Source organism: Achromobacter sp. HNDS-1 (assembly GCF_040084795.1).
GTDB lineage: Bacteria > Pseudomonadota > Gammaproteobacteria > Burkholderiales > Burkholderiaceae_B > Achromobacter > Achromobacter ruhlandii.
Genome location: NZ_CP157584.1, coordinates 4,398,252 through 4,417,232, shown reverse-complemented (window position 1 = coordinate 4,417,232; position 18,981 = coordinate 4,398,252). Strand labels below are relative to the sequence as shown.

Genomic DNA, 18,981 nt, shown 5'->3' with positions numbered 1-18,981 from the left:
CAGATTCTTCCGACCAGGAATCTGATCGTGGGAAACCAGGAACCGCTGATGGGTTCGCCCTGATACCGGCCACTGGAATTTCACCGTTGCGGAATCCAGCCACGGAGAGGTGGCAGAGTGGTCGAATGTACCTGACTCGAAATCAGGCGTACGGTATCCCCGTACCGTGGGTTCGAATCCCACCCTCTCCGCCAGTATTCAAAAAAGGCCAATCCCCCGGGATTGGCCTTTTTCTTTGCCTTCTTGCCGCAAGTCCTGTCCCTACCCCTCGGCCACGATCTTCGCGTCCTGGATGGTCTTGGCATACTTGCGCTGCTCGTCGCGCATGAAGTCGGCGAAGCGCTGCACGCTGCCGCCGCCGTCTTCCGCGCCGACCTGCGCCAGCTTTTCCTGCACGTCGGCCATGGCCAGGACGCGGTCGATGTCCTGGTTCATGCGCGCGACCATGTCGGCGGGCATTTTCGCCGGCCCCACCATGCCGAACCAGATGCTGGCCTCGAACCCCGGGTAGCCCTGCTCGGCCACCGTCGGCACCTCGGGCTGGCTCCTGGAACGCTGCCGCAGCGTCTGCGCCAGCGCCAGCACCTTGCCGGACTGGATCAGCGGCGTGGCCGTGGTCATGCCCTCGAAGCAATACTGCACGTGGCCGCCCAACAGGTCGTTCATCAGCGGCGCCGAGCCCTTGTAGGGCACGTGCAGCACGTCGATGTCGGCGCGGGCCTTGAAGATCTCCAGCGCCAGGTGCTGCGCCGACCCGCTGCCGGCCGAGCCGAAGATGATCTTGCCGGGCTGCGCGCGGCACAGCGCCACCAGCTCGGGCAGGGTCTTGGCCGGCTGCGCCGCGCCGCCGATCAGCAGCGTCGGCGTCTTGCCCACCAGCGCGATGGGCGAGAAATCGCGCTCGGCCGAATAGGCCAGCCTGGGCTGCAGGCCGGGCGCGATGCCGTGGCTGTTGACGTGCGCCATCAGCAGCGTGTTGCCATCGGGCGGCTGGCGCGCCACCTGCTCGGCGGCGATGATGCCGGCCGCGCCGGCGCGGTTCTCGACGATCACCGGAATGCCCCACATCACGCCCAGCTTCTGGCCCAGCAGGCGCGCCAGCACATCGGTGCCGCCGCCCGCCGGAAATCCCACCACGATCTTGACCGGGCCCGGCGGCAGCGGTTGCTGCGCCCTGGCCAACGGCAGGACGAGCGCCGCCCCCAGCGCCGCGGCGCCGGTAATGAATTCCCTACGTTGCATGGTTGTCTCCTCGCGCGCCGGATCCATGCCCGGCGACTGTTGGTAAGCCTTGCCCGCCGCGGCCGGCTGGGCCGCGGCGTCCTGCGGGTCCTGCTGACGCGGTCAGGCCGCGGGGGCCGCCAGCCGCTGGGCCAGTTGCGCCGACTGCGCGGCGTCCAGCTCCACCAGCGGCGGCCGGACCGTGGCCCATACCGGATCGTTGCGCCGCTGCGCGATCGCGGCTTTCATGGCCGGGATCATCGGGTACGACTGGAAGATGGCGCGGGTCTCGTTCAAGGCGCGCTGCCGGTCCTCGGCGCCGGCCTCGCGCCACGACCGGTACAGCGCGACGATCGGACCGGCATTGACGTTGCCGGTGGCGGTGATGCAGCCCGCGCCGCCGGCCCGCATGGTTTCCAGCAACACCGTTTCGGTGCCGGCGAACACGTCGAAGCCGCGCGGCCGGAAGTCGCGCAGCATGGCCGCGGTGTTGTTCCAGTCGCCGGAACTGTCCTTGATGCCGGCGACGATGCCGGGAAATTCGCCCAGCAGCCGGTCGATCAGGCCCAGGCTGATCGGCACGCCCGACACCGGCGGGATGTGATACAGGTAGATGCGCAGGCGCTCGTCGGCGACCCGCTCGATCACGTGCGCGAAGGCGCGGAACAGGCCCTCGTCGCTGACGCCCTTGTAGTAGAACGGCGGCAGCATGAGCACCCCGCCGCAGCCGGCCTCGACCGCGTGACGGGTCAGCTCGACCGCATCGGGCAGCGCGCAGGCGCCGGTGCCGGGCATCATGCGCGCGGCCGGCAGGCCGGCGTCCAGCAACGCATCCAGCAGATGGCGCTTTTCCGCCACGCTGAGCGAATTGGCCTCGGAGTTGGTGCCGAAGATCGCCAGCCCGGCGCCCTGTTCCAGCAGGGCGCGGCAATGCCCGACGAAGCGCGGCGCGCTGGGCGACAGGTCCGCATTGAAGGGCGTGAGGACCGGGGAATAGACGCCTTGCGGCCGGTCAGCGGCGCGTGTGCTCATGAAAACTCTCCTGTCAGCGGCCGACGCGGGTCCACTTGCCGTAGCGCTCGACCATGCGTTCATCGAAACCGAATCCCAGCCCCGGCTCCTGGTGCAGCACCACGCGGCCCTGCTTGTGGGTCAGTTGGCGGTCCACCAGCTTGCGGAAATTCAGGACCTGGTCGTCCCAGAAAAACTCAACATAGCGCGCATTGGGCGTGGCGGCCACCAGCGGCGCGTGCACGTCGTGGAACCAGTGCGGGCACACCACCACGCCGTAGCTGGCGGCGGTGGCGGCAATGCGTTTCCATTCGGTGATGCCGCCGCACACCGCGGCGTCGGTCTGCAGGATGCCGGCCGCGCCTTTGTCCAGCAGCTCCTTGTGATACCAGCGGCCATAGCCGATCTCGGCGGTGGCGATGGGCAGGTGCGTCAGGCGCGCCAGCTTGGCGTGGCTGTCGATGTCATCGGGGCCGAACGGCTCCTCGATGAAGTACGGCTCGTACTGCTCGAAGCGACGGATGTACTGCATGGCCTGGGTCACGTCCTGCCAGGCGTTATTGCAGTCCATCATCAGCTCGACGTCCGGCCCGACGGCCTCGCGCGCCGCCTTCAGCCGCGCCTCTTCCTCGCGCGGCGACAGGCGCCCGGTCTTCATCTTGACGGCGCCAAAGCCCTTGGCCACGTAGCTGGCCATTTCCTCGCCCAGGTGCCGCGGCGTCTTGCCGTCCAGGTAGTAACCGCCGCTGGCGTAGGCCGGCACCGACTCCAGCTCGACCGCGCCCAGGAACTTGTGCAGCGGCAGCCCCGCCGTCTTGGCGTTCAGGTCCCACAGCGCGATGTCGAGCGCGCTGAGCGCGCGCATCACCGTGCCCTGGCGCCCCTGCAGCAACGCTTCCTGGTACATCGCCTGCCATAGCCCTTCGACCGCGTGCGAGTCCTTGCCCAGCAGCACCGGCGCCAGCAGGCTCTGCACGGCGGCCTCGAAGATCGCGCCGCCAGCGCTGCCGACATAGCAGAAACCGATGCCTTCGACGCCATCGGCGCTGCGGACCTTGACCAGTCCGTAATGGCGGGTGGAGACGGTGCGGTTCGAAAACGAGGTGACCTTGTCCAAGGGCACCGCGGCGGCGCAAACGTCGATGGATTCAATGATGGGCACGGCTGGCTCCTGATAACGGGAATAGTGCGGGTTGCGCTGCCGGCGCGCCTTGCGCCGGCGCAACGCTCAAGCGAATTCTTGCCGCCATCAAAGAAACAAACAATTATCTTCATCCATCTTTAGAATATGAAAAAAACATCTTCTATGAGCACCCGCCGATGGATTCGAGATTCCTGCAGACCTATGTGCACGTGGTGGAACTGGGCTCCATCGCGCAGGCCGCGCGCCACCAGGGGCTGACGCCGGCCACCGTGCAGCAGCGCCTGCGCGCGCTGGAAGCGGACATGGGCAGCGCGCTGATCGCCCGCTCGGGCCGCACCGTCAAGCCCACCGCCGCCGGCACCCGCATCCTGGAGCGCGCCCGCAACGTGCTGCGCGACCTGCGCGACCTGCGTTCGGCCGCCACCGAGTCCGACCTGCCGGCCGGCCCCTTGCGCCTGGGCGCCACGCCCACCGCGCTCACCGGCATCATGCCGCCGGTGCTGCGCACCTGGGCGGCGCGTTATCCCCACATCGAGATCTACATCGAACCGGCGCCCACCACCCTGCTCTACAGCAAGGTGCTGGCCGGCGAACTGGACGGCGCGCTGCTGGTGCATCCGCTGTTCGCGCTGCCCAAGTCCTGCGTCTGGCGCGATCTGCGGCGCGAACCGCTGGTGCTGGTGACGCCGGCCGACATGGCGGTGCCCGACCCGCTGGCGGTGATCGCGCGCGAGCCCTATATCCGCTACGACCGCAGCGTGGTGGGCGGCCGCATGGCCGACGACTACCTGCGCGCCCGCGACCTGCGGCCACACGTGCGCTTCGAGCTGGACGGCATCGACTCGATCGCCAAGCTGGTGTCGGAAGGATTGGGGGTGGCGCTATTGCCCGACTGGGCCACCACGGGCGCATCCGCCCCAGTCAAGCGCTGGCCGCTGCCGGGCCCCTGTCCGGCGCGCAGCGTCGGCGCGATCTGGCCGCGCTCGGGCGTGCGCTCGGAATTGATGCGGGTGTTCGTGGAGATGGCGGAACGCCAGGCGGCGGCGGAGCGCTGACCGGCCCGCGCGGCATGCATGCGGCCACCGGCCGCCGCGCCTTATGCCGCCAGGTCGGCCCGCAGCTGGCCGTTGCGCGCCACCACCTTGCCGCCCGAGATCACCAGGCGACGCGGCGCGCGCTGCGCAACGGCTTCGGCCACGCCGCTGGCCGCCACCAGCACCAGGTCGGCGCGGGCGCCGGGTGCCAGCCCGTAGTCCGCGAAGCCACAGGCTCGCGCCGCGGCCTCGCTGACACAGTCGAAAGCCCAGCCGATCTCGTCGTCGCGGCGCAGGTCGTTGCGCAAGCCGATCATCATGGCGCGCGCCAGCATGTCCGGGCTGCCGTAGGGGGTCCAGGTATCGCGAATGCCGTCATTGCCGCCGAACAGCGTCACGCCGGCCTCGCGACAGGCGCGCAGCGCAGGCACCGGCCGCGACGGCGGCGCGGTGGTCAGCAGCGCCACGTCCAGCGCGGCCAGGCGCTTGAGCAGGCCGTCCAGCCGCTTGGCATCCACGCCGCCCAGGCAGAAGGCGTGGCTGATGACGACGCGGCCGCGCATGTCCAGCGCCTGCACCCGGTCCAGGATCAGGTCGAGCGAAAACGCGCCCAGGTCGCCCGGCTCATGCAGGTGAATGTCGAGGGGTTTGCCGTGCTTGTCGGCCAGGCCGAACAGCACGTCGAGCGATTGCGCCGGGTCGCGATCGATGGCGCAGGGATCCAACCCGCCCAGCACATCCGCGCCCTGCGCCAGGGCCTGGTCCAACAGCCCGGCCGTGCCTGGCCGCCCCAGCAACCCAGACTGCGGAAACGCCACGGTCTGGATCTCGATCAGGCCGGCCAGCGCCTCGCGCGTGGCGTGCACGCCCTCCAGATGACGCAGCCCGGCATCGGTATCGACGTCGACGTGGCTGCGGATGCGCGTCGTGCCTTCGCGCAGGAAGGCCAACGCCAACGCGCGCGAGTGGCTGGCGGCGTCATGGCCGCTGGCGGCGCGCCAGGCCCGCTCGTTGTCGATGCGGTCGGTCAACGCTGGCCCCACCTGATTCACATACCAGGGGGATCCCCAGGTGGTCTTGTCCAGGTGCGTGTGCCCTTCGACCAGACCGGGCAGCAGCAACAAGCCGGCGCCCGCCTCCCGCGCCACATTGGCCGGCGCCTGCAGATTCGGCCCGACGCGTTCGATATGGCCGCGGGATATCGCGACGTCGACCGCCGCGCCATCGGGCAGTCGAACGTCGTTTAACAACATATCGGTCATGGGTAGGTCCTCGGCCTCGCCCGCCCGCGCCGGGCGGCAGTGCCGGATCAGGCCTGTTGCGGCGGTTCGATCCAGAAGAAGCGCTGGCCCTGGCGGATCATGTCCGCCACGCCTTCGGCGCCGAGGCGATAGTCGGTGCCCATCAACGTGGCGCCGCCGTCGTCATGGATATGGATGACGGCCAGCGGGTCGTTGGCCATGGTGTACCAGTAGTAACCGGGCTTGAGATCGTGCAGGTCAGTATTCATGTGCCGAGTATACAAACAACCCCGGGGCGTATTCAAAAAGACACACTAGTAACCCTTTGCCTGACATGACGATGGCGACGCGTCATACTGTTTCATGCGAGGTTTGGACAACCCGCCATATGTTGGCACGCGTCGACTCGGCCGTGGCACTTCGGGTGCCCAACACGGCGAGCGCGAGGGGAACAACACAGTATGAAAAGGCAAGCACTCCAATTCAGCGAGCCGCTCAAGCAAGCCATCCTGGATGGTTATAAGGTGCAAACCCGGCGCATCGTCAAACCGCAGCCCACCAAGCTGACGACCGCCTGGTATGCCGATGCGGCGGATTCCGGTAAATGGGTGGCCATGGGCCCGGCCCGCGAAGGCGCGACCGAATTGCGGAAAACCTCGCCCTGGGTCACCTGCCCCTATGGCAGATCGGGCGAAAGCATCACCCTCGAAGACGAGTCCGGCAAGCCCTTCGCCACCGCCGTAATCGTGGGCGTGCGCATCCAGCGCCTGCAGAAACTGTCGGACGCCGACGCGCGCGCCGAAGGGACCCAGGCGCTTTACCAATCGTCGGCGCTGTTGCCCGGCGTTCCCCTGCAGACGGCCTTTGCCCTGACCTGGTGCGAACGCTATGGCGCGCACGCCTGGGCCGCCAACCCCTGGGTGTGGGTGGTCGAATTCCGCTGCCAGCAGCCGGAACAGGCCTAGGCGCCCGCCGGCCCTGCCGGTCCGCGCCAGGCCGCCAACCGACTGGCGCTGGCGCACCGGTGTTGCTGTCAGGGGAAATCCGGTCCCAGGATCGTGACTGCCTGTAACTCGCCGCCCCCGCTTCACCGCATTCCACCTTATTTCAGTCGATTTCAGGCGCGGGTTTACCAGAGTGAAGCCGCCTTGCCGCGACGCAGCATGGGATACGTGCCCCGCCCCGCCGCCGTTGCGGATTGTCGCTATTGAGCGCCACCCGCTTACCCCTGGCGATCCGAAAAGACCGAAAATAGGCTCAACGAATACTCAACTTTGCTGCGTCACGCAGCAGGCAGGTGCAAAATGAAAAAATGGCTCATCGCAGGGGCAGGTGCCGCGGGTCTGCTGATCTCCAGCGTCGCCCTGGCCCGGGTGGATGTCGGCATCTCGATCGGCGTGCCCGGGGTGGTATACCCGGCGCCGGTCTACGCCGCGCCCGCGCCCGTCTATGTGGCGCCGGCCCCGGTCTACGCCCCCCCGCCCCCCGTCTACTACCGTCCGGCGCCCGTCTACGTGGCGCCCCCGGTGGTCTATCCGGCCCCGGTCTACATCCGCGGCGGCGGCTACTGGGGTCCGCATGGCCACTGGCGCGGCCCCGATCGCGGCTACTATCACGGCCGCGGCGGCTGGCACCGTTGATGCCGCCGGGCTCCCAGCCCACCGCAATAAATACAAAGGCCACTCTTGCGAGTGGCCTTTTTTCCACAGGGTAATTTCCGGTACCCCAGGGAAGGCACGTCAGGCGACAGGGGCCTGGACGGGTTTGCCCGCCGTGACGGCGGGCGGCTGCTGCGGCACCGTGACGGGCTTGCCTGCGGCCCAACGCGGCGCTTCCTGAACAAGATCGATCCAACGACGCGGAGCACTCGACGCCCGCCACCAACCATTATGCGGACGCATGTGCAAACTCCGGTTCACCGTTGAAACGAACGCCGTTTATTTCTTCAAACAATTGCCGGCTTTCCTGTTCCGCTTCGTGCAAGCTGTTGAACGGCGCCTGTCCGGGCACCGTCCAGCATTTTTCCGGCGCGGTTCCGCCTACCCGGCGGGTCCATATCTGCACACGGTAGCCCTGCTCGTCATCTTGAGCCACAGAGCATCTCACACGAAAATCTCCAATCATTCTTGAAGTCATGGACAACTCCTTGTTATTTATGTGAATGAAGCGTGTAGAACGCAGGTGTATTGTGCCGAACTATCCGGCCCTTTTATTGAAAATACACAATTGCTCACATCAAAATCAAGTACTGGCGTCGTCAACATAATCCATCGAGACGACAAGAATATGTCTCGATCATAAATAGGCCGCGTTTTCCGCCCCATCCACCATGTGGCCGACTTGCATCACTCAGCAAGTGGCGTGCCCACGCCGAGCGGCAATAAAAAACGGAGCCCGCGGGCTCCGTTTTTTATGCAGGGTCGCTCAGCCGGGCGTCAGGGCTGCAATACCGTCAGGCCGCCCATGTAAGGTTGCAGTGCCTGCGGAACCAGGATGCTGCCGTCGGCCTGCTGGTGGTTTTCCAGCACCGCCACCAGGGCACGGCCCACGGCCAGGCCGGAGCCATTCAGGGTATGCACGTATTCCGGCTTGCCCTGCGCGTTGCGGAAACGCGCCTGCATGCGGCGGGCCTGGAACGTTTCGCAGTTGGACACCGACGAAATCTCGCGCCAGGTGTTCTGCGCCGGCAGCCAGACTTCCAGATCGTAGGTCTTGGCCGAGCCAAAGCCCATGTCGCCGGTGCACAGCAGCATCACGCGGTACGGCAGCCCCAGCAGCTGGAGCACGCGCTCGGCATGGCCGACCATGTCCTCCAGCGCTTCGTAGGACTGGTCGGGCTGCGTGACCTGCACCATTTCAACCTTGTCGAACTGGTGCTGGCGGATCATGCCGCGCGTGTCGCGGCCGCCGCTGCCGGCTTCGGAACGGAAGCACGGCGTGTGGGCGGTGAGCTTGAGCGGCAGGTCGGCGGCCGCCTGGATGGTGTCGCGCACCACGCTGGTCAGGGTGATTTCCGAGGTGGAGATCAGGTACTGGTCTTCGCGCACGAACGGCTTGCCGTGCTCGTCGACCTTGGGATCGTCGTCGCCGCCGCCCTTGGACACGGCAAACATGTCGTCCTTGAACTTGGGCAGCTGGCCGGTGCCGTACAGCGTCGAGGCATTGACGATGTACGGGGTGTAGCACTCGGTGTAGCCGTGCGTGCCGGTCTGCAGGTCGAGCATGAACTGCGCCAGCGCGCGGTGCAGGCGGGCAATGGGGCCGCGCATGAACGAGAAGCGCGCGCCCGACAGCTTGGCGGCGGTGTCGAAATCCAGGCCCAGGGGTTCGCCCAGCGCGACGTGGTCGCGGGGTTCGAACGGCAGCGCGGGCGGGTTGCCATCGGCGCCCGCGGCGGCCGGCAGCCAGCGGCGCACTTCGACGTTGTCGTCGGCGGATTCGCCCAGCGGCACGCTGGCGTGGGGCAGGTTCGGCACCGACATGAGCAACTCGTTGAGCGGCTGCTGCAGGGCGGCCAGCTCTTCTTCCAGCTGCTTCAGGCGCTCGGGCACGGCCTGCGATTCGGCCATGACGGCGCTGGCGTCCTCGCCCTTGGCCTTGAGCTGACCGATCTGCTTGGCCAGCGCGTTGCGGCGGGCTTGCAGGGATTCGGTTTCGGTCTGGACCGCCTTGCGGCGAGACTCCAGCTCGTTGAACCGTTCCGTGTCGAAGGACACGCCACGGCTCTTGAGGCGGTCTACGACGGTTTGCAGGTCTTTGCGCAGCAGTATCGGGTCTAGCATGGTGATGTCGGTGAGATTGCGGGAAGCAACGGGCGGCGCCCGTTACCGTTTCTTGGCGCGTTCCTGCGCGTCCAGCTCGCGCAGGAATGCCAACTTCTGCTGGATTTTAGCCTCCAGGCCGCGATCGGTCGGCCGGTAGAAGGAAGGCTTGAGCCCATCGGGGAAATATTGCTCGTCCGCGGCGTAGCCATGCGGCTCGTCGTGGGCGTAGCGGTAGGCCTTGCCGTGCCCCAGCTGCTTCATCAGCTTGGTGGGCGCGTTGCGCAGGTGGATCGGGACCGGCGCGCTGCCGTGCTCGGCGGCGAACTTGCGCGCCTGGTTGTAGGCGTTGTAGACGGCGTTGGACTTGGCCGCGCAGGCCATGTAGACCACCGCCTGGGCCAGCGCCAGCTCGCCCTCGGGCGAACCCAGCCGTTCATAGATGTCGGCGCCGTTGACCGCCAGGTCGGTGGCGCGCGGGTCGGCCAGGCCGATGTCCTCGACCGCCATGCGCACCAGCCGGCGCGACAGGTATTTGGGATCGGCGCCGCCGTCGATCATGCGGCAGAACCAGTACAGCGCGGCGTCGGGGTTGGAGCCGCGCACCGATTTGTGCAGCGCGCTGATCTGGTCATAGAAGGCGTCGCCGCCCTTGTCGAAGCGCCGCAGGTTCTGCGACAGCGAGATCTCCAGCCAGGCCGCGTCGACCGTGTCGCGGCCGGCGGCCTGGGCCGATTCGGCCACCACCTCGACCGCGCTGATCAGCCGGCGCGCGTCGCCGTCGGCCCAGGCCGCCAGCTGTTCGCGCGCATCGGCATCGATGTGGATGCGCGCGCCCTCGTCGTGGCCGTCGTTGAACGCGGTGATGGCGCGGTCGACCAGTTGCTGCAACTCTTCAGGCGTGAGCGACTGCAGCACATAGACGCGGGCGCGCGACAGCAGCGCCGAGTTGACCTCGAACGAGGGGTTCTCGGTGGTCGCGCCGATGAAGGTGAACAACCCGCTTTCAACGTAGGGCAGGAACGCGTCCTGCTGCGCCTTGTTGAAACGGTGCACCTCGTCCACGAACAGAATGGTGCGGCGGCCCTGGCCCTGCGCCACCTGCGCCACGGTGACAGCGTCGCGGATGTCCTTGACGCCGCCCAGCACGGCGGAAATGGCGATGAACTGGGCGTCGAAGCCGTCGGCCATGAGCCGCGCCAGCGTGGTCTTGCCGACGCCCGGCGGGCCCCAGAAGATCATGGAATGCGGACGGCCCGACTCGAACGCCACGCGCAGCGGCTTGTCCGGCCCCAGCAGGTGCGACTGGCCGACGACGTCGGCCAGCGTGCGCGGGCGCAGGCGTTCAGCCAGGGGCACGTAAGGCCGATGGGCGGGATCGGCCGCGAAGAGATCGTTGCTCATTGGCAGCAGATGAGGGAAGACGGCAAGGAAATCAAGCCAGTATTACAACATGTCCGGCCGCCCCGCGCCCCGGGCCGCCCGGCCGGGAAACGGCGCGCGGCGCCCTGCCCGGCGGACCCGCGCAAAACCGCTGCTTCAGGCCAGTTCCGGCGTCCCGAAACGGCGGTTGGCCAGCACCGGCAGCACCTTGCGGGCGTGCGCCAGGCGCTCGGGATCGATATCGGCGAACACCAGCGCCGGCGCCTCGCCGGCCTGCGCCGTGACCACGCCCAGCGGATCCACCACCATGCTGCAGCCGATATTGCGTTCGCCGCACTCGCCGGTGGCGGCGACGTAGCAGGTGTTTTCCAGCGCGCGCGCCGTCACCAGCACTTCCCAGTGCTTTTCCTTCAACGGGCCGCGCACCCAGGCCGCTGGCAGCGCCAGCAGGTCGGCGCCGTCCAGCGCCAGGCGCCGGGCCAGTTCCGGGAAGCGCACGTCGTAGCAGGTCATGAGGCCGACCTTCAGCCCACCGATCTCCAGCAGCGGCGGAATGTCGTTGCCGGGCGTGACGTTGGTGGATTCCTTCATGGTGAAGGCGTCGTACAGATGCAGCTTGCGGTACTGCGACACGATGCGGCCGTCCTGCAGCGTGACCAGGGTGTTCCAGACCCGGCCGTCGCCGGTCGGCACGTGCACGCACATCATGGTGGCCAGCGAGGAGCCGCGGCTGGCCTCGAGCAGCCGCGTCATGAAGGGGCCGTCCAGCGGCTGGGCGGCCTTCAGCACGATTTGCGGATCGGTGATGTCACGCGCCAGGATGCCCTCGGGCAGCACCAGCAGGCCGGCCCCGCCATCCCGCGCGCGCGCCATGAGATCGACGCACACCTGGGCGTTTTCTTCCCAGACGCGGCTGACGGCGAACTGGCCCAAAGCGACTTTCAGCATGAATCTTCCTTGTGTGAGGGCGGCAAACAGGCAGCGCCGCGGGTTTCCTATTGTCGCGCCAATGGCCGCGAGACGGCAGCCGCCTGCCGAATCGCCTGGCGGGCGGCGGCCGGCGGCCGCCACGACCGGCGCCGACTACGGGTAACTCCCAACTCCCACTTGTAAATTTCTTTCACGATAATGAAAAAAAACGGATTTGACGTAAATATTTTCCAGCCACGAGCGCCCCGCCATGCCCCAATCCTCGATCACCGCAGCCCCCCTGGACGTCAACGGCAAGGGCCTGGGCGCGTTTCCCGCCTCCTGTACCAACGCCGACGTGGCGGCGCTGCACTGGAACCTGCTGGCCGAGGACGTCAGCCTGCCGGTGGCGGTGCTGTACGAGGCCCGCGTGCGCCACAACCTGCAATGGATGCAGCGCTTCATGGAAGCCTACAGCGTCAAGCTGGCGCCGCACGGCAAGACCACCATGAGCCCGACGCTGTTCCAGCGCCAGATCGACAACGGCGCCTGGGGCATCACCCTGGCCACGGCGCCGCAGGTGGTGGCGGCCTACAACCACGGCATCCGCCGGGTGCTGATGGCCAACCAGTTGGTCGGCCGCGCCAACATGGCGCTGATCGCCAAGCTGCTGCGCGATCCGGCGTTCACCTATTTCTGTATCGTCGACTCGGCCGCCAACGCCGCCCAGCTGGGCCGCTACTTCGGCGAGCAGGGCCTGGTGCTGCCGGTCCTGATCGAACTGGGCCCGACGGGCGGGCGCACCGGCGTGCGCGATGACGCGCAATTGCAGGCCGTGGTCGAGGAAATCGGCCGCTGGCCCGGCCTGGCGCTGGCCGGCATCGAAGTCTATGAAGGCGTGCTGCAGGAGGAAAGCGCGATCCGCGCCTTCCTGCGCCGCGCCACCGACGCGCTGCGCGGCCTGGCGACCGCCGGCCGCCTGCGCAAGCACGGCCCCGCCCTGATCTCCGGCGCCGGCTCGGCCTGGTTCGACGTGGTGGCCGAGGAATTCTCGCAGCTGGACATCGGCGCGCCGCTGGAGATCGTGCTGCGTCCCGGCTGCTACCTGTCGCACGACGTCGGCGTCTACCGCTCGGCCGCCGAGCGCATCAATGCCAACAATCCCGTCGCCCACAAGATGGAGCCGGGACTGCAACCCGCGCTGCAGGTCTGGGCCTACGTACAGGCACTGCCCGAGCCTGGCCGCGCCATCGTGGCCATGGGCAAGCGCGACGCCGCCTTCGACGCCGGCCTGCCGACGCCTTCGCTGCATTTCCGCCCCGGGCAAAGCACGCCTGGCGCCGCGCCGTCCCAATGGAAGCTCACCGCCATGATGGACCAGCACGCGTTCATGCAGATCGGCGAGAACGACGACATCCAGGTTGGCGACATGATCGCCTTCGACATCTCCCACCCCTGCCTGACGTTCGACAAGTGGCGCCAGGTGCTGCTGGTGGACGAGCAGTACCGCGTCATCGACGTCGCGGACACCTTTTTCTGAGCCTTTGCGCGCGGCGCGGCCGCGCGCTCCGTTGCGCTACCGACAAGCCCCGCGCCCGGGGGGCAAGAACGAACTCGGGCATCCGGCGCCTTACCGGCCTTTCCCTGAATCACGCGACAACCTGTTTTTGACCCTCTGGAGAGAGAATCATGAACTTCCGTACCTCCCGGCAAGGCGGTGGGCTGAAAAGCCTGCTCGTGGCCGGCGCAATTGGCTTGACCGCATTGTCGTCCCCCGCCCTCTGTGCCACGCCGGTCAAGGGAGGCACGATTTCCGTCGCCACCATCGGCGAGCCGCCCACGCTCGACCCGATGAGCAGCACCGCCGACCTGGTCGGCATCCTGACGCAGCACTTCTTCGAAACGCTGTACACCTTCGACGCCAAGTGGAACCTGACGCCGCTGCTGGCCGACAAGATGCCCGAGGTGACGCCGGACGGCCTGGTCTACACCATCGCGCTGCGCCAGGGCATCACCTTCCATGACGGCTCCAAGATGGATTCGTCGGACGTGCTGGCCTCGCTCAAGCGCTGGACCGAGACCGCCACGCGCGGCAAGATGGCCGCCAAGGTCATCGCCAACATCGAGGCGCCCGACGCCAACACCATCCGCATCACGCTCAAGCAGCCGTATGCGCCGCTGACCGCGCTGCTGGCCATGAACAACGCCGCCGCCGTGATCATGCCCAAGGGCAAGATCGCCCCGGTGCTGACCGAGATCGTCGGCACCGGCCCCTACCAGCTCAAGGCGCGCGTGCCGGACCAGTACATCCAGCTGACCCGCTTCGAGGGCTACAAGCAGCGCGAAGGCGAGCCCGACGGCTACGGCGGCGCCCGCAAGCAATACCTGGACGAGATCCGCTTCGTGCCGGTCGCCAACGCCAACACCCGTTCCGAAGCCGCCGCCGCGGGCCAGTTCGACTACGTCGACTCGCTGCCGGTGGAAGCGCTGGACAAGCTCAAGGGCGGCCGCTCCGACCCGATCATGCTCAAGCCCTTCGGCTGGCCGCGCCTGGTGCTCAACACCAAGCAGGGCATCATGTCCAACCTGGCCGTGCGCCAGGCGGTGCAACTGGCGCTGAACGAAGAGGACATGCTGTTCGCCGCGTTCGGCAACAAGGACTTCTACAAGCTCAACGGCGACCTGTATCCGGAAGGCTACCCGTGGGCCACGTCGCTGGGCGGCAAGGTCTACAACAAGGGCGACGCCGCCGCGGCCAAGAAGCTGCTGGACAGCGCCAACGTGGCCGACAAGAAGATCCGCATCCTGACCAGCCAGCAGTACGAGTTCCACTACAAGATGGCGCTGGTGGCCGCGGAATACCTCAAGGCCGCCGGCTTCACCGTCGACATGCAGGTGGTCGACTGGGCCACGCTGACGCAGCGCCGCCAGGACCCGGCCGTGTGGGACATCTTCATCACCCACAGCGTGTTCCTGCCCGAACCCGCGTTGATCGACTTCCCGTCCAAGGACGCGCCGGGCTGGTGGGACACGCCGCGCCGCGCGCAGGTGATGGATGCCTTCAACCAGGCCCGCACCCAGGAAGAACGCGTCAAGCGCTGGGCCGACGTCCAGCAGGCCGTGTATGACGAAGTGCCGTTCGTGAAGGTCGGCGACTTCAATGCGCAGGCGGCCCGTTCGCCGTCGCTGCAAGGCGTCAAGCCGGCGCCGTGGCCGTTCTTCTGGAACGCCTGGAAGGCGCCGAAGTAAGCCGCGCCGCGGGGCCGGGCCGCAGGGCCCGCCCCGCCTGAACCACAGCGCCCGCGTCGGCGCGCCGATCTTTAGGATGCCACTGTGTTGCGTTATCTCTTGAACCGGCTGGTCGGGCTGGTGGCCGTGATGTTCATCGTCGCGACCATCGTGTTCGTCATCATCCGCGTCACGCCCGGCAACCCGGCCGCCGTGATGCTCGGCCCCCAGGCCAGCCAGGCCGACATCGCCGCGCTGGAGCACCAGTTGGGCCTCGATCAGCCGCTGGCGGTGCAGTATGTGTCGTGGCTGGGCAAGCTGGTCCAGGGCGACCTGGGCCAATCCATCTTCATGAACAAGCCGGTGCTGGCGGCCTTGGCCGACCGCGCCGAACCGACCCTGCTGCTGACGCTGATGTCGCTGTGCATCGCCACGCTGATCGCATTGCCGGTCGGCATCCTGTCGGCGGTCAAGCGCGGCACCACGCTGGACCAGTCGGTGCTGTCGTTCTCGATGTTCACCTCCAGCGTGCCGAGCTTCTGGCTCGGCCTGCTGCTGATGCAGGTGTTCTCGGTCAAGCTGGGCTGGCTGCCGGTGTCGGGGTACGGCGGCCCGGACGCCTCGTTCGCGACGCGCCTGTCGCACCTGGTGCTGCCGGCGGTGGTGCTGGGGCTGGTGAACTCGGCGCTGATCACCCGCTTCATCCGCGCCAGCATGCTGGACGTGCTGCGCGACGACTACGTCCGCACCGCGCGCGCCAAGGGCCTGCCGGAAAGCCGCGTGATCCTCAAGCACGCCGTGCGCAATGCGCTGATCCCGATCCTGACGGTGCTGGGCCTGACCACCGCCCTGCTGATCAGCGGCGCCGTGGTCACCGAGACCGTGTTCGGCCTGCCCGGCGTGGGCAGCCTGGTGGTGTCGGCCGTGCTGCGGCGCGACTATCCCGTCATCCAGGGCGCGTTGCTGATCATCGCGGCCATCTACGTGCTCATCAACCTGTTCATCGATCTGCTGTACCTGCTGGTCGATCCGCGCGTCCGCTACTGATGATGAACCCATCCCCGACGCGCCTTCGGCGCCTCCCCATCAAGGGCGCGCCACGGGCGGCCCGGCAGAGCCGGCTCCGCGGTGGCCCCGCTTGGAAGTGTTGCGAACGAAACGACCGAAATGACTAATCCGACTACCGTTAACGCCGGCACGGACCGCTGGCAGGTGTTGCGCCTGCTGGTGGCGCGCAAGACCGTGCTGATCAGCCTGATCGTGCTGATCGTGCTGGTGGCCGCGGCGCTGCTGGCGCCGTGGGTCAGCCCCTATGACCCGTTCAAGCTGTCCATCATGAACCGCCTCAAGGCGCCCGGCGCCGCGCACTGGTTCGGCACCGACGACTTTGGCCGCGACGTGTTCAGCCGCGTCATCTACGGCGGCCGCCTGTCGCTGATGGTGGGCTTCTCGGTGGTGATTCTGTCCAGCGTGCTGGGCATCGCGCTGGGCCTGATCGCCGGCTTCTTCCGCTCGGCCGACAAGTTCGTGTCGCGCCTGATCGACGCCATGATGGCGTTTCCCGACATCCTGCTGGCGATCTCGCTGGTGGCCGCGCTGGGGCCGTCGCTGGTGAACGTGGTGATCGCGCTGGGCATCGTCTACACGCCGCGCCTGGCCCGCATCGTGCGCGCCTCGACGCTAGTGATCCGCGAGCTGCCGTTCGTCGAGGCCGCCCGCGCGCTGGGCGTGTCGACCTGGCGCATCGTCACGGTGCACGTGCTGCGCAACCTGCTGTCGCCGATCCTGGTGCAAGGCACCTTCATCTTCGCCTACGCGATCCTGGCCGAAGCCGGTCTGTCGTTCCTGGGCGTGGGCGTCTCGCCCGACATTCCCACCTGGGGCACCATGATCAACGCCGGCCAGCAGTACATGGGCTCGGCCGACTGGATCATGATCTTCCCCGGCATCGCCATTGTCCTGTCGGTGCTGTCGCTACAACTGGTCGGCGACGGCCTGCGCGACGTGCTCGACCCGCGCCTGCGCAAGGAGCTGTAATCATGACCGCAAGCACCCGCGACGTCGTGCTGTCGGTGGAAGGCCTGAAAACCTGGTTCCACAGCCGCGACGGCATCGCCAAATCGGTGGACGGCGTCACCTTCGACCTGGCCCGCGGCGAAACGCTGGCCATCGTCGGCGAATCCGGCTCCGGCAAATCCGTCACCAGCCTGTCCATCATGGGCCTGCTGCCCAAGCCGGCCGGCCGCATCGAGGCGGGCCAGATCCGCTTCCGCGACCGCCGCGGGCAGGAGCACGACCTGGCCCACGCCTCGCCGGCCACGCTGCGCCGCATCCGAGGCGCCGAGATCGCCATGATCTTCCAGGAGCCGATGACGAGCCTGAATCCGCTGTACACGGTGGGCGACCAGATCGCCGAAGCCGTGCTGCAGCACGAGGGCGGCTCGCGCGCGGCAGCCATGAAGCGCGCCCGCGACATGCTCGACCGCGTCGAGATCCCGGCGGCCGACCGGCGCGTCAACGAGTATCCGCACCAGATGTCCGGCGGCATGCGCCAGCGCGTCATGATCGCCCTGGCGCTGGCCTGCAACCCGGCCGTGCTGATCGCCGACGAACCCACCACCGCGCTGGACGTGACGGTGCAGGCCCAGATCCTGGACCTGCTGCGCCGACTGCAGGCCGAGATGAACATGAGCATCCTGTTCATCACCCACAACCTGGGCGTGGTGGCCGAGATCGCGCATCGCGTGGCGGTGATGTACGCCGGCCGCGTGGTCGAGGACGCCGGCGTCTACGACCTGTTCGAAAAGCCCACCCATCCATACACGCGAGGCCTGCTGTCCTGTCTGCCGACCGCCGCGCTGCTGGCCTCGGGCGAGCGCCTGCGCGCCATCCCGGGCAACGTGCCGAGCGTGCTGTCGCTGCCGGCCGGCTGCACCTTCGCGCCGCGCTGCGCGCTGGCCGACGACAACTGCCGTCGCGACGTGCCCGAACTGGTGGCGGTGCAGGACCAGCACCGCGCCCGCTGCATCAAGGTGACCCCGCTATGACCGCAAGCCCCCAACCCGCGCGCGCCGCCGAACCGCTGGTGCGCATCGAGGACCTGAAGGTCCACTTCCCCACCTCGCAGGCGCGCAACGCGCCGGTGGTGCGGGCGGTGGACGGCGTCAGCTTCGACGTGCCACGCAACACCATCGTCGGTCTGGTGGGCGAGTCCGGTTCCGGCAAGACCACCACCGGCCGCGCCCTGCTGCGCCTGTTCGCGCCCACCGCCGGCCGCCTGCTGTTCGACGGCCAGGACATCACCCGGCTGTCCGAGAAAGAAATGCTGCCGTGGCGCCGCCGCATGCAGATCGTGTTCCAGGACCCCTACGCCAGCCTCAACCCGCGCATGACGGTGGCCGAGATCCTGGGCGAAGCGCTCGACACCCATCGACTCGCGCAGCACCGCCGCGCGGCCCGCATCGGCGAACTGCTCGAACGCGTCGGCCTGAACGCCGATCACAGCCGCCGTTATCCGCACGAGTTCTCGGGCGGCCAGCGCCAGCGCATCGGCATCGCCCGCGCCCTGGCGGTCGAGCCCGACTTCATCGTGGCCGACGAACCGGTCTCGGCGCTGGACGTGTCGGTGCAGGCGCAGGTGCTGAACCTGCTGCAGGACCTGCAGCGCGACCTGGGCCTGACCATGCTGTTCGTGGCGCACGACCTGGCCGTGGTCGACTACCTGTGCGACGAGGTGGTGGTGATGTACCTGGGCCGCGTCATGGAACGCGGCCCGACCAGCGAGGTCTACGCACGGCCGCGCCATCCCTATACCCGCGCGCTGCTGTCGGCCGCGCCGGTGCCGGATCCGCGCGCGCCGCGTTCGCGTATTCTGCTCAAGGGCGACATTCCCAGCCCGGTCAACCCGCCATCGGGTTGCGTCTTCCGCACCCGCTGCCCGCACGCCATCGATGCCTGCGCCACGACCGAGGCGCGCGACGTCAACGTCGGACCGGGCCACTTCGCGGCCTGTTCGCGCCTCGGCGACGCCGAACTGGCCGCGTAGCGCC

At 67.9% G+C, this 18,981-nt stretch carries 18 protein-coding genes and 1 tRNA gene; 10 read left to right on the top strand and 9 right to left on the bottom strand.

What is annotated here, in order from left to right:
• Positions 1-103: 103 nt before the first annotated feature.
• Positions 104-194: transfer RNA gene (locus ABFG95_RS20485), tRNA-Ser, on the top strand.
• A 67-nt stretch (positions 195-261) separates the two neighbouring features.
• Here ABFG95_RS20485 and ABFG95_RS20480 read toward each other — a convergent pair.
• From ABFG95_RS20480 to ABFG95_RS20470, 3 genes are all read right to left on the bottom strand, one after another.
• Positions 262-1,242 carry a tripartite tricarboxylate transporter substrate binding protein gene (locus ABFG95_RS20480; protein WP_348994873.1) on the bottom strand — a complete coding sequence of 327 codons (981 nt, stop codon included), beginning with the start codon at positions 1,240-1,242 and terminating at the stop codon, positions 262-264.
• A gap of 102 nt (positions 1,243-1,344) precedes the next feature.
• Positions 1,345-2,253, bottom strand: coding sequence for a dihydrodipicolinate synthase family protein (locus ABFG95_RS20475; RefSeq protein ID WP_348994872.1), 909 nt, complete (start codon positions 2,251-2,253; stop codon positions 1,345-1,347).
• A 13-nt stretch (positions 2,254-2,266) separates the two neighbouring features.
• Positions 2,267-3,394, bottom strand: coding sequence for a mandelate racemase/muconate lactonizing enzyme family protein (locus ABFG95_RS20470; RefSeq protein WP_063581537.1), 1,128 nt, complete (start codon positions 3,392-3,394; stop codon positions 2,267-2,269).
• 158 nt (positions 3,395-3,552) lie between these two features.
• Between ABFG95_RS20470 and ABFG95_RS20465 the strand changes: the two genes are divergently transcribed.
• The gene (locus ABFG95_RS20465) at positions 3,553-4,431 is read left to right on the top strand and encodes a LysR family transcriptional regulator (protein ID WP_348994871.1); all 879 of its coding nucleotides are present in this window, start codon (positions 3,553-3,555) and stop codon (positions 4,429-4,431) included.
• Positions 4,432-4,472: 41 nt separating this feature from the next.
• Here ABFG95_RS20465 and ABFG95_RS20460 read toward each other — a convergent pair whose 3' ends face one another.
• Together ABFG95_RS20460 and ABFG95_RS20455 are read right to left on the bottom strand one after the other, a co-directional pair.
• Positions 4,473-5,672, bottom strand: a complete 1,200-nt coding sequence (locus ABFG95_RS20460) for an amidohydrolase family protein (RefSeq protein WP_278990126.1) — start codon at positions 5,670-5,672, stop codon at positions 4,473-4,475.
• 47 nt (positions 5,673-5,719) lie between these two features.
• A complete protein-coding gene (locus ABFG95_RS20455; RefSeq protein ID WP_049071804.1) occupies positions 5,720-5,920 on the bottom strand; it encodes a hypothetical protein in 201 nt (66 codons plus the stop codon).
• 192 nt (positions 5,921-6,112) lie between these two features.
• Here ABFG95_RS20455 and ABFG95_RS20450 point away from each other — a divergent pair, with 192 nt between their 5' ends.
• Both ABFG95_RS20450 and ABFG95_RS20445 read left to right on the top strand, forming a co-directional pair.
• On the top strand, positions 6,113-6,616 hold the full coding sequence (locus ABFG95_RS20450; protein ID WP_059269441.1) for an ASCH domain-containing protein: 504 nt from the start codon (positions 6,113-6,115) through the stop codon (positions 6,614-6,616).
• A 339-nt stretch (positions 6,617-6,955) separates the two neighbouring features.
• The gene (locus ABFG95_RS20445; protein ID WP_049071802.1) at positions 6,956-7,291 is read left to right on the top strand and encodes a virulence factor; all 336 of its coding nucleotides are present in this window, start codon (positions 6,956-6,958) and stop codon (positions 7,289-7,291) included.
• A 247-nt stretch (positions 7,292-7,538) separates the two neighbouring features.
• On the opposite strand, the gene ABFG95_RS20440 is transcribed toward ABFG95_RS20445, so the two are convergent.
• The 4 genes from ABFG95_RS20440 to ABFG95_RS20425 form a co-directional block, all read right to left on the bottom strand.
• Positions 7,539-7,787: a hypothetical protein gene (locus tag ABFG95_RS20440; protein ID WP_080977324.1), complete on the bottom strand. Its 249-nt coding sequence runs from the start codon at positions 7,785-7,787 to the stop codon at positions 7,539-7,541.
• 299 nt (positions 7,788-8,086) lie between these two features.
• Positions 8,087-9,433: a serine--tRNA ligase gene (gene serS / locus ABFG95_RS20435; RefSeq protein ID WP_049071801.1), complete on the bottom strand. Its 1,347-nt coding sequence runs from the start codon at positions 9,431-9,433 to the stop codon at positions 8,087-8,089.
• 42 nt (positions 9,434-9,475) lie between these two features.
• The gene (locus tag ABFG95_RS20430) at positions 9,476-10,816 is read right to left on the bottom strand and encodes a replication-associated recombination protein A (protein WP_054417538.1); all 1,341 of its coding nucleotides are present in this window, start codon (positions 10,814-10,816) and stop codon (positions 9,476-9,478) included.
• A 135-nt stretch (positions 10,817-10,951) separates the two neighbouring features.
• Positions 10,952-11,743: a deaminated glutathione amidase gene (locus ABFG95_RS20425; protein WP_081273456.1), complete on the bottom strand. Its 792-nt coding sequence runs from the start codon at positions 11,741-11,743 to the stop codon at positions 10,952-10,954.
• Positions 11,744-11,975: 232 nt separating this feature from the next.
• Between ABFG95_RS20425 and ABFG95_RS20420 the strand changes: the two genes are divergently transcribed.
• From ABFG95_RS20420 to ABFG95_RS20395, 6 genes are all read left to right on the top strand, one after another.
• Positions 11,976-13,244 (top strand): amino acid deaminase, encoded by a 1,269-nt coding sequence (locus ABFG95_RS20420; RefSeq protein WP_348994870.1) that lies wholly within the window; start codon positions 11,976-11,978, stop codon positions 13,242-13,244.
• A 149-nt stretch (positions 13,245-13,393) separates the two neighbouring features.
• Positions 13,394-14,953: an ABC transporter substrate-binding protein gene (locus tag ABFG95_RS20415; RefSeq protein ID WP_063581524.1), complete on the top strand. Its 1,560-nt coding sequence runs from the start codon at positions 13,394-13,396 to the stop codon at positions 14,951-14,953.
• Between the two features lie 84 nt (positions 14,954-15,037).
• Positions 15,038-15,979 (top strand): ABC transporter permease, encoded by a 942-nt coding sequence (locus ABFG95_RS20410; protein WP_054501707.1) that lies wholly within the window; start codon positions 15,038-15,040, stop codon positions 15,977-15,979.
• 120 nt (positions 15,980-16,099) lie between these two features.
• Entirely contained in the window at positions 16,100-16,969 is an 870-nt protein-coding gene (locus tag ABFG95_RS20405; protein ID WP_068951623.1) for an ABC transporter permease, read from the top strand.
• Between the two features lie 2 nt (positions 16,970-16,971).
• On the top strand, positions 16,972-17,979 hold the full coding sequence (locus tag ABFG95_RS20400; RefSeq protein ID WP_049071794.1) for an ABC transporter ATP-binding protein: 1,008 nt from the start codon (positions 16,972-16,974) through the stop codon (positions 17,977-17,979).
• The gene (locus ABFG95_RS20395) at positions 17,976-18,977 is read left to right on the top strand and encodes an ABC transporter ATP-binding protein (protein ID WP_068980382.1); all 1,002 of its coding nucleotides are present in this window, start codon (positions 17,976-17,978) and stop codon (positions 18,975-18,977) included. Before ABFG95_RS20400 ends, ABFG95_RS20395 begins: the two co-directional genes overlap by 4 nt.
• Positions 18,978-18,981: the final 4 nt, after the last annotated feature.

Excerpts from the sequence above, each read along its gene's own strand:
- ABFG95_RS20480 (WP_348994873.1), bottom strand. The coding sequence starts at position 1,242 with ATGCAACGTAGGGAATTCATTACCGGCGCCGCGGCGCTGGGGGCGGCG.
- ABFG95_RS20475 (WP_348994872.1), bottom strand. The coding sequence starts at position 2,253 with ATGAGCACACGCGCCGCTGACCGGCCGCAAGGCGTCTATTCCCCGGTC.
- ABFG95_RS20465 (WP_348994871.1), top strand. The coding sequence starts at position 3,553 with ATGGATTCGAGATTCCTGCAGACCTATGTGCACGTGGTGGAACTGGGC.
- ABFG95_RS20460 (WP_278990126.1), bottom strand. The coding sequence starts at position 5,672 with ATGACCGATATGTTGTTAAACGACGTTCGACTGCCCGATGGCGCGGCG.
- ABFG95_RS20455 (WP_049071804.1), bottom strand. The coding sequence starts at position 5,920 with ATGAATACTGACCTGCACGATCTCAAGCCCGGTTACTACTGGTACACC.
- ABFG95_RS20450 (WP_059269441.1), top strand. The coding sequence starts at position 6,113 with ATGAAAAGGCAAGCACTCCAATTCAGCGAGCCGCTCAAGCAAGCCATC.
- ABFG95_RS20445 (WP_049071802.1), top strand. The coding sequence starts at position 6,956 with ATGAAAAAATGGCTCATCGCAGGGGCAGGTGCCGCGGGTCTGCTGATC.
- ABFG95_RS20440 (WP_080977324.1), bottom strand. The coding sequence starts at position 7,787 with ATGACTTCAAGAATGATTGGAGATTTTCGTGTGAGATGCTCTGTGGCT.
- serS (WP_049071801.1), bottom strand. The coding sequence starts at position 9,433 with ATGCTAGACCCGATACTGCTGCGCAAAGACCTGCAAACCGTCGTAGAC.
- ABFG95_RS20430 (WP_054417538.1), bottom strand. The coding sequence starts at position 10,816 with ATGAGCAACGATCTCTTCGCGGCCGATCCCGCCCATCGGCCTTACGTG.
- ABFG95_RS20425 (WP_081273456.1), bottom strand. The coding sequence starts at position 11,743 with ATGCTGAAAGTCGCTTTGGGCCAGTTCGCCGTCAGCCGCGTCTGGGAA.
- ABFG95_RS20420 (WP_348994870.1), top strand. The coding sequence starts at position 11,976 with ATGCCCCAATCCTCGATCACCGCAGCCCCCCTGGACGTCAACGGCAAG.
- ABFG95_RS20415 (WP_063581524.1), top strand. The coding sequence starts at position 13,394 with ATGAACTTCCGTACCTCCCGGCAAGGCGGTGGGCTGAAAAGCCTGCTC.
- ABFG95_RS20405 (WP_068951623.1), top strand. The coding sequence starts at position 16,100 with ATGACTAATCCGACTACCGTTAACGCCGGCACGGACCGCTGGCAGGTG.
- ABFG95_RS20400 (WP_049071794.1), top strand. The coding sequence starts at position 16,972 with ATGACCGCAAGCACCCGCGACGTCGTGCTGTCGGTGGAAGGCCTGAAA.
- ABFG95_RS20395 (WP_068980382.1), top strand. The coding sequence starts at position 17,976 with ATGACCGCAAGCCCCCAACCCGCGCGCGCCGCCGAACCGCTGGTGCGC.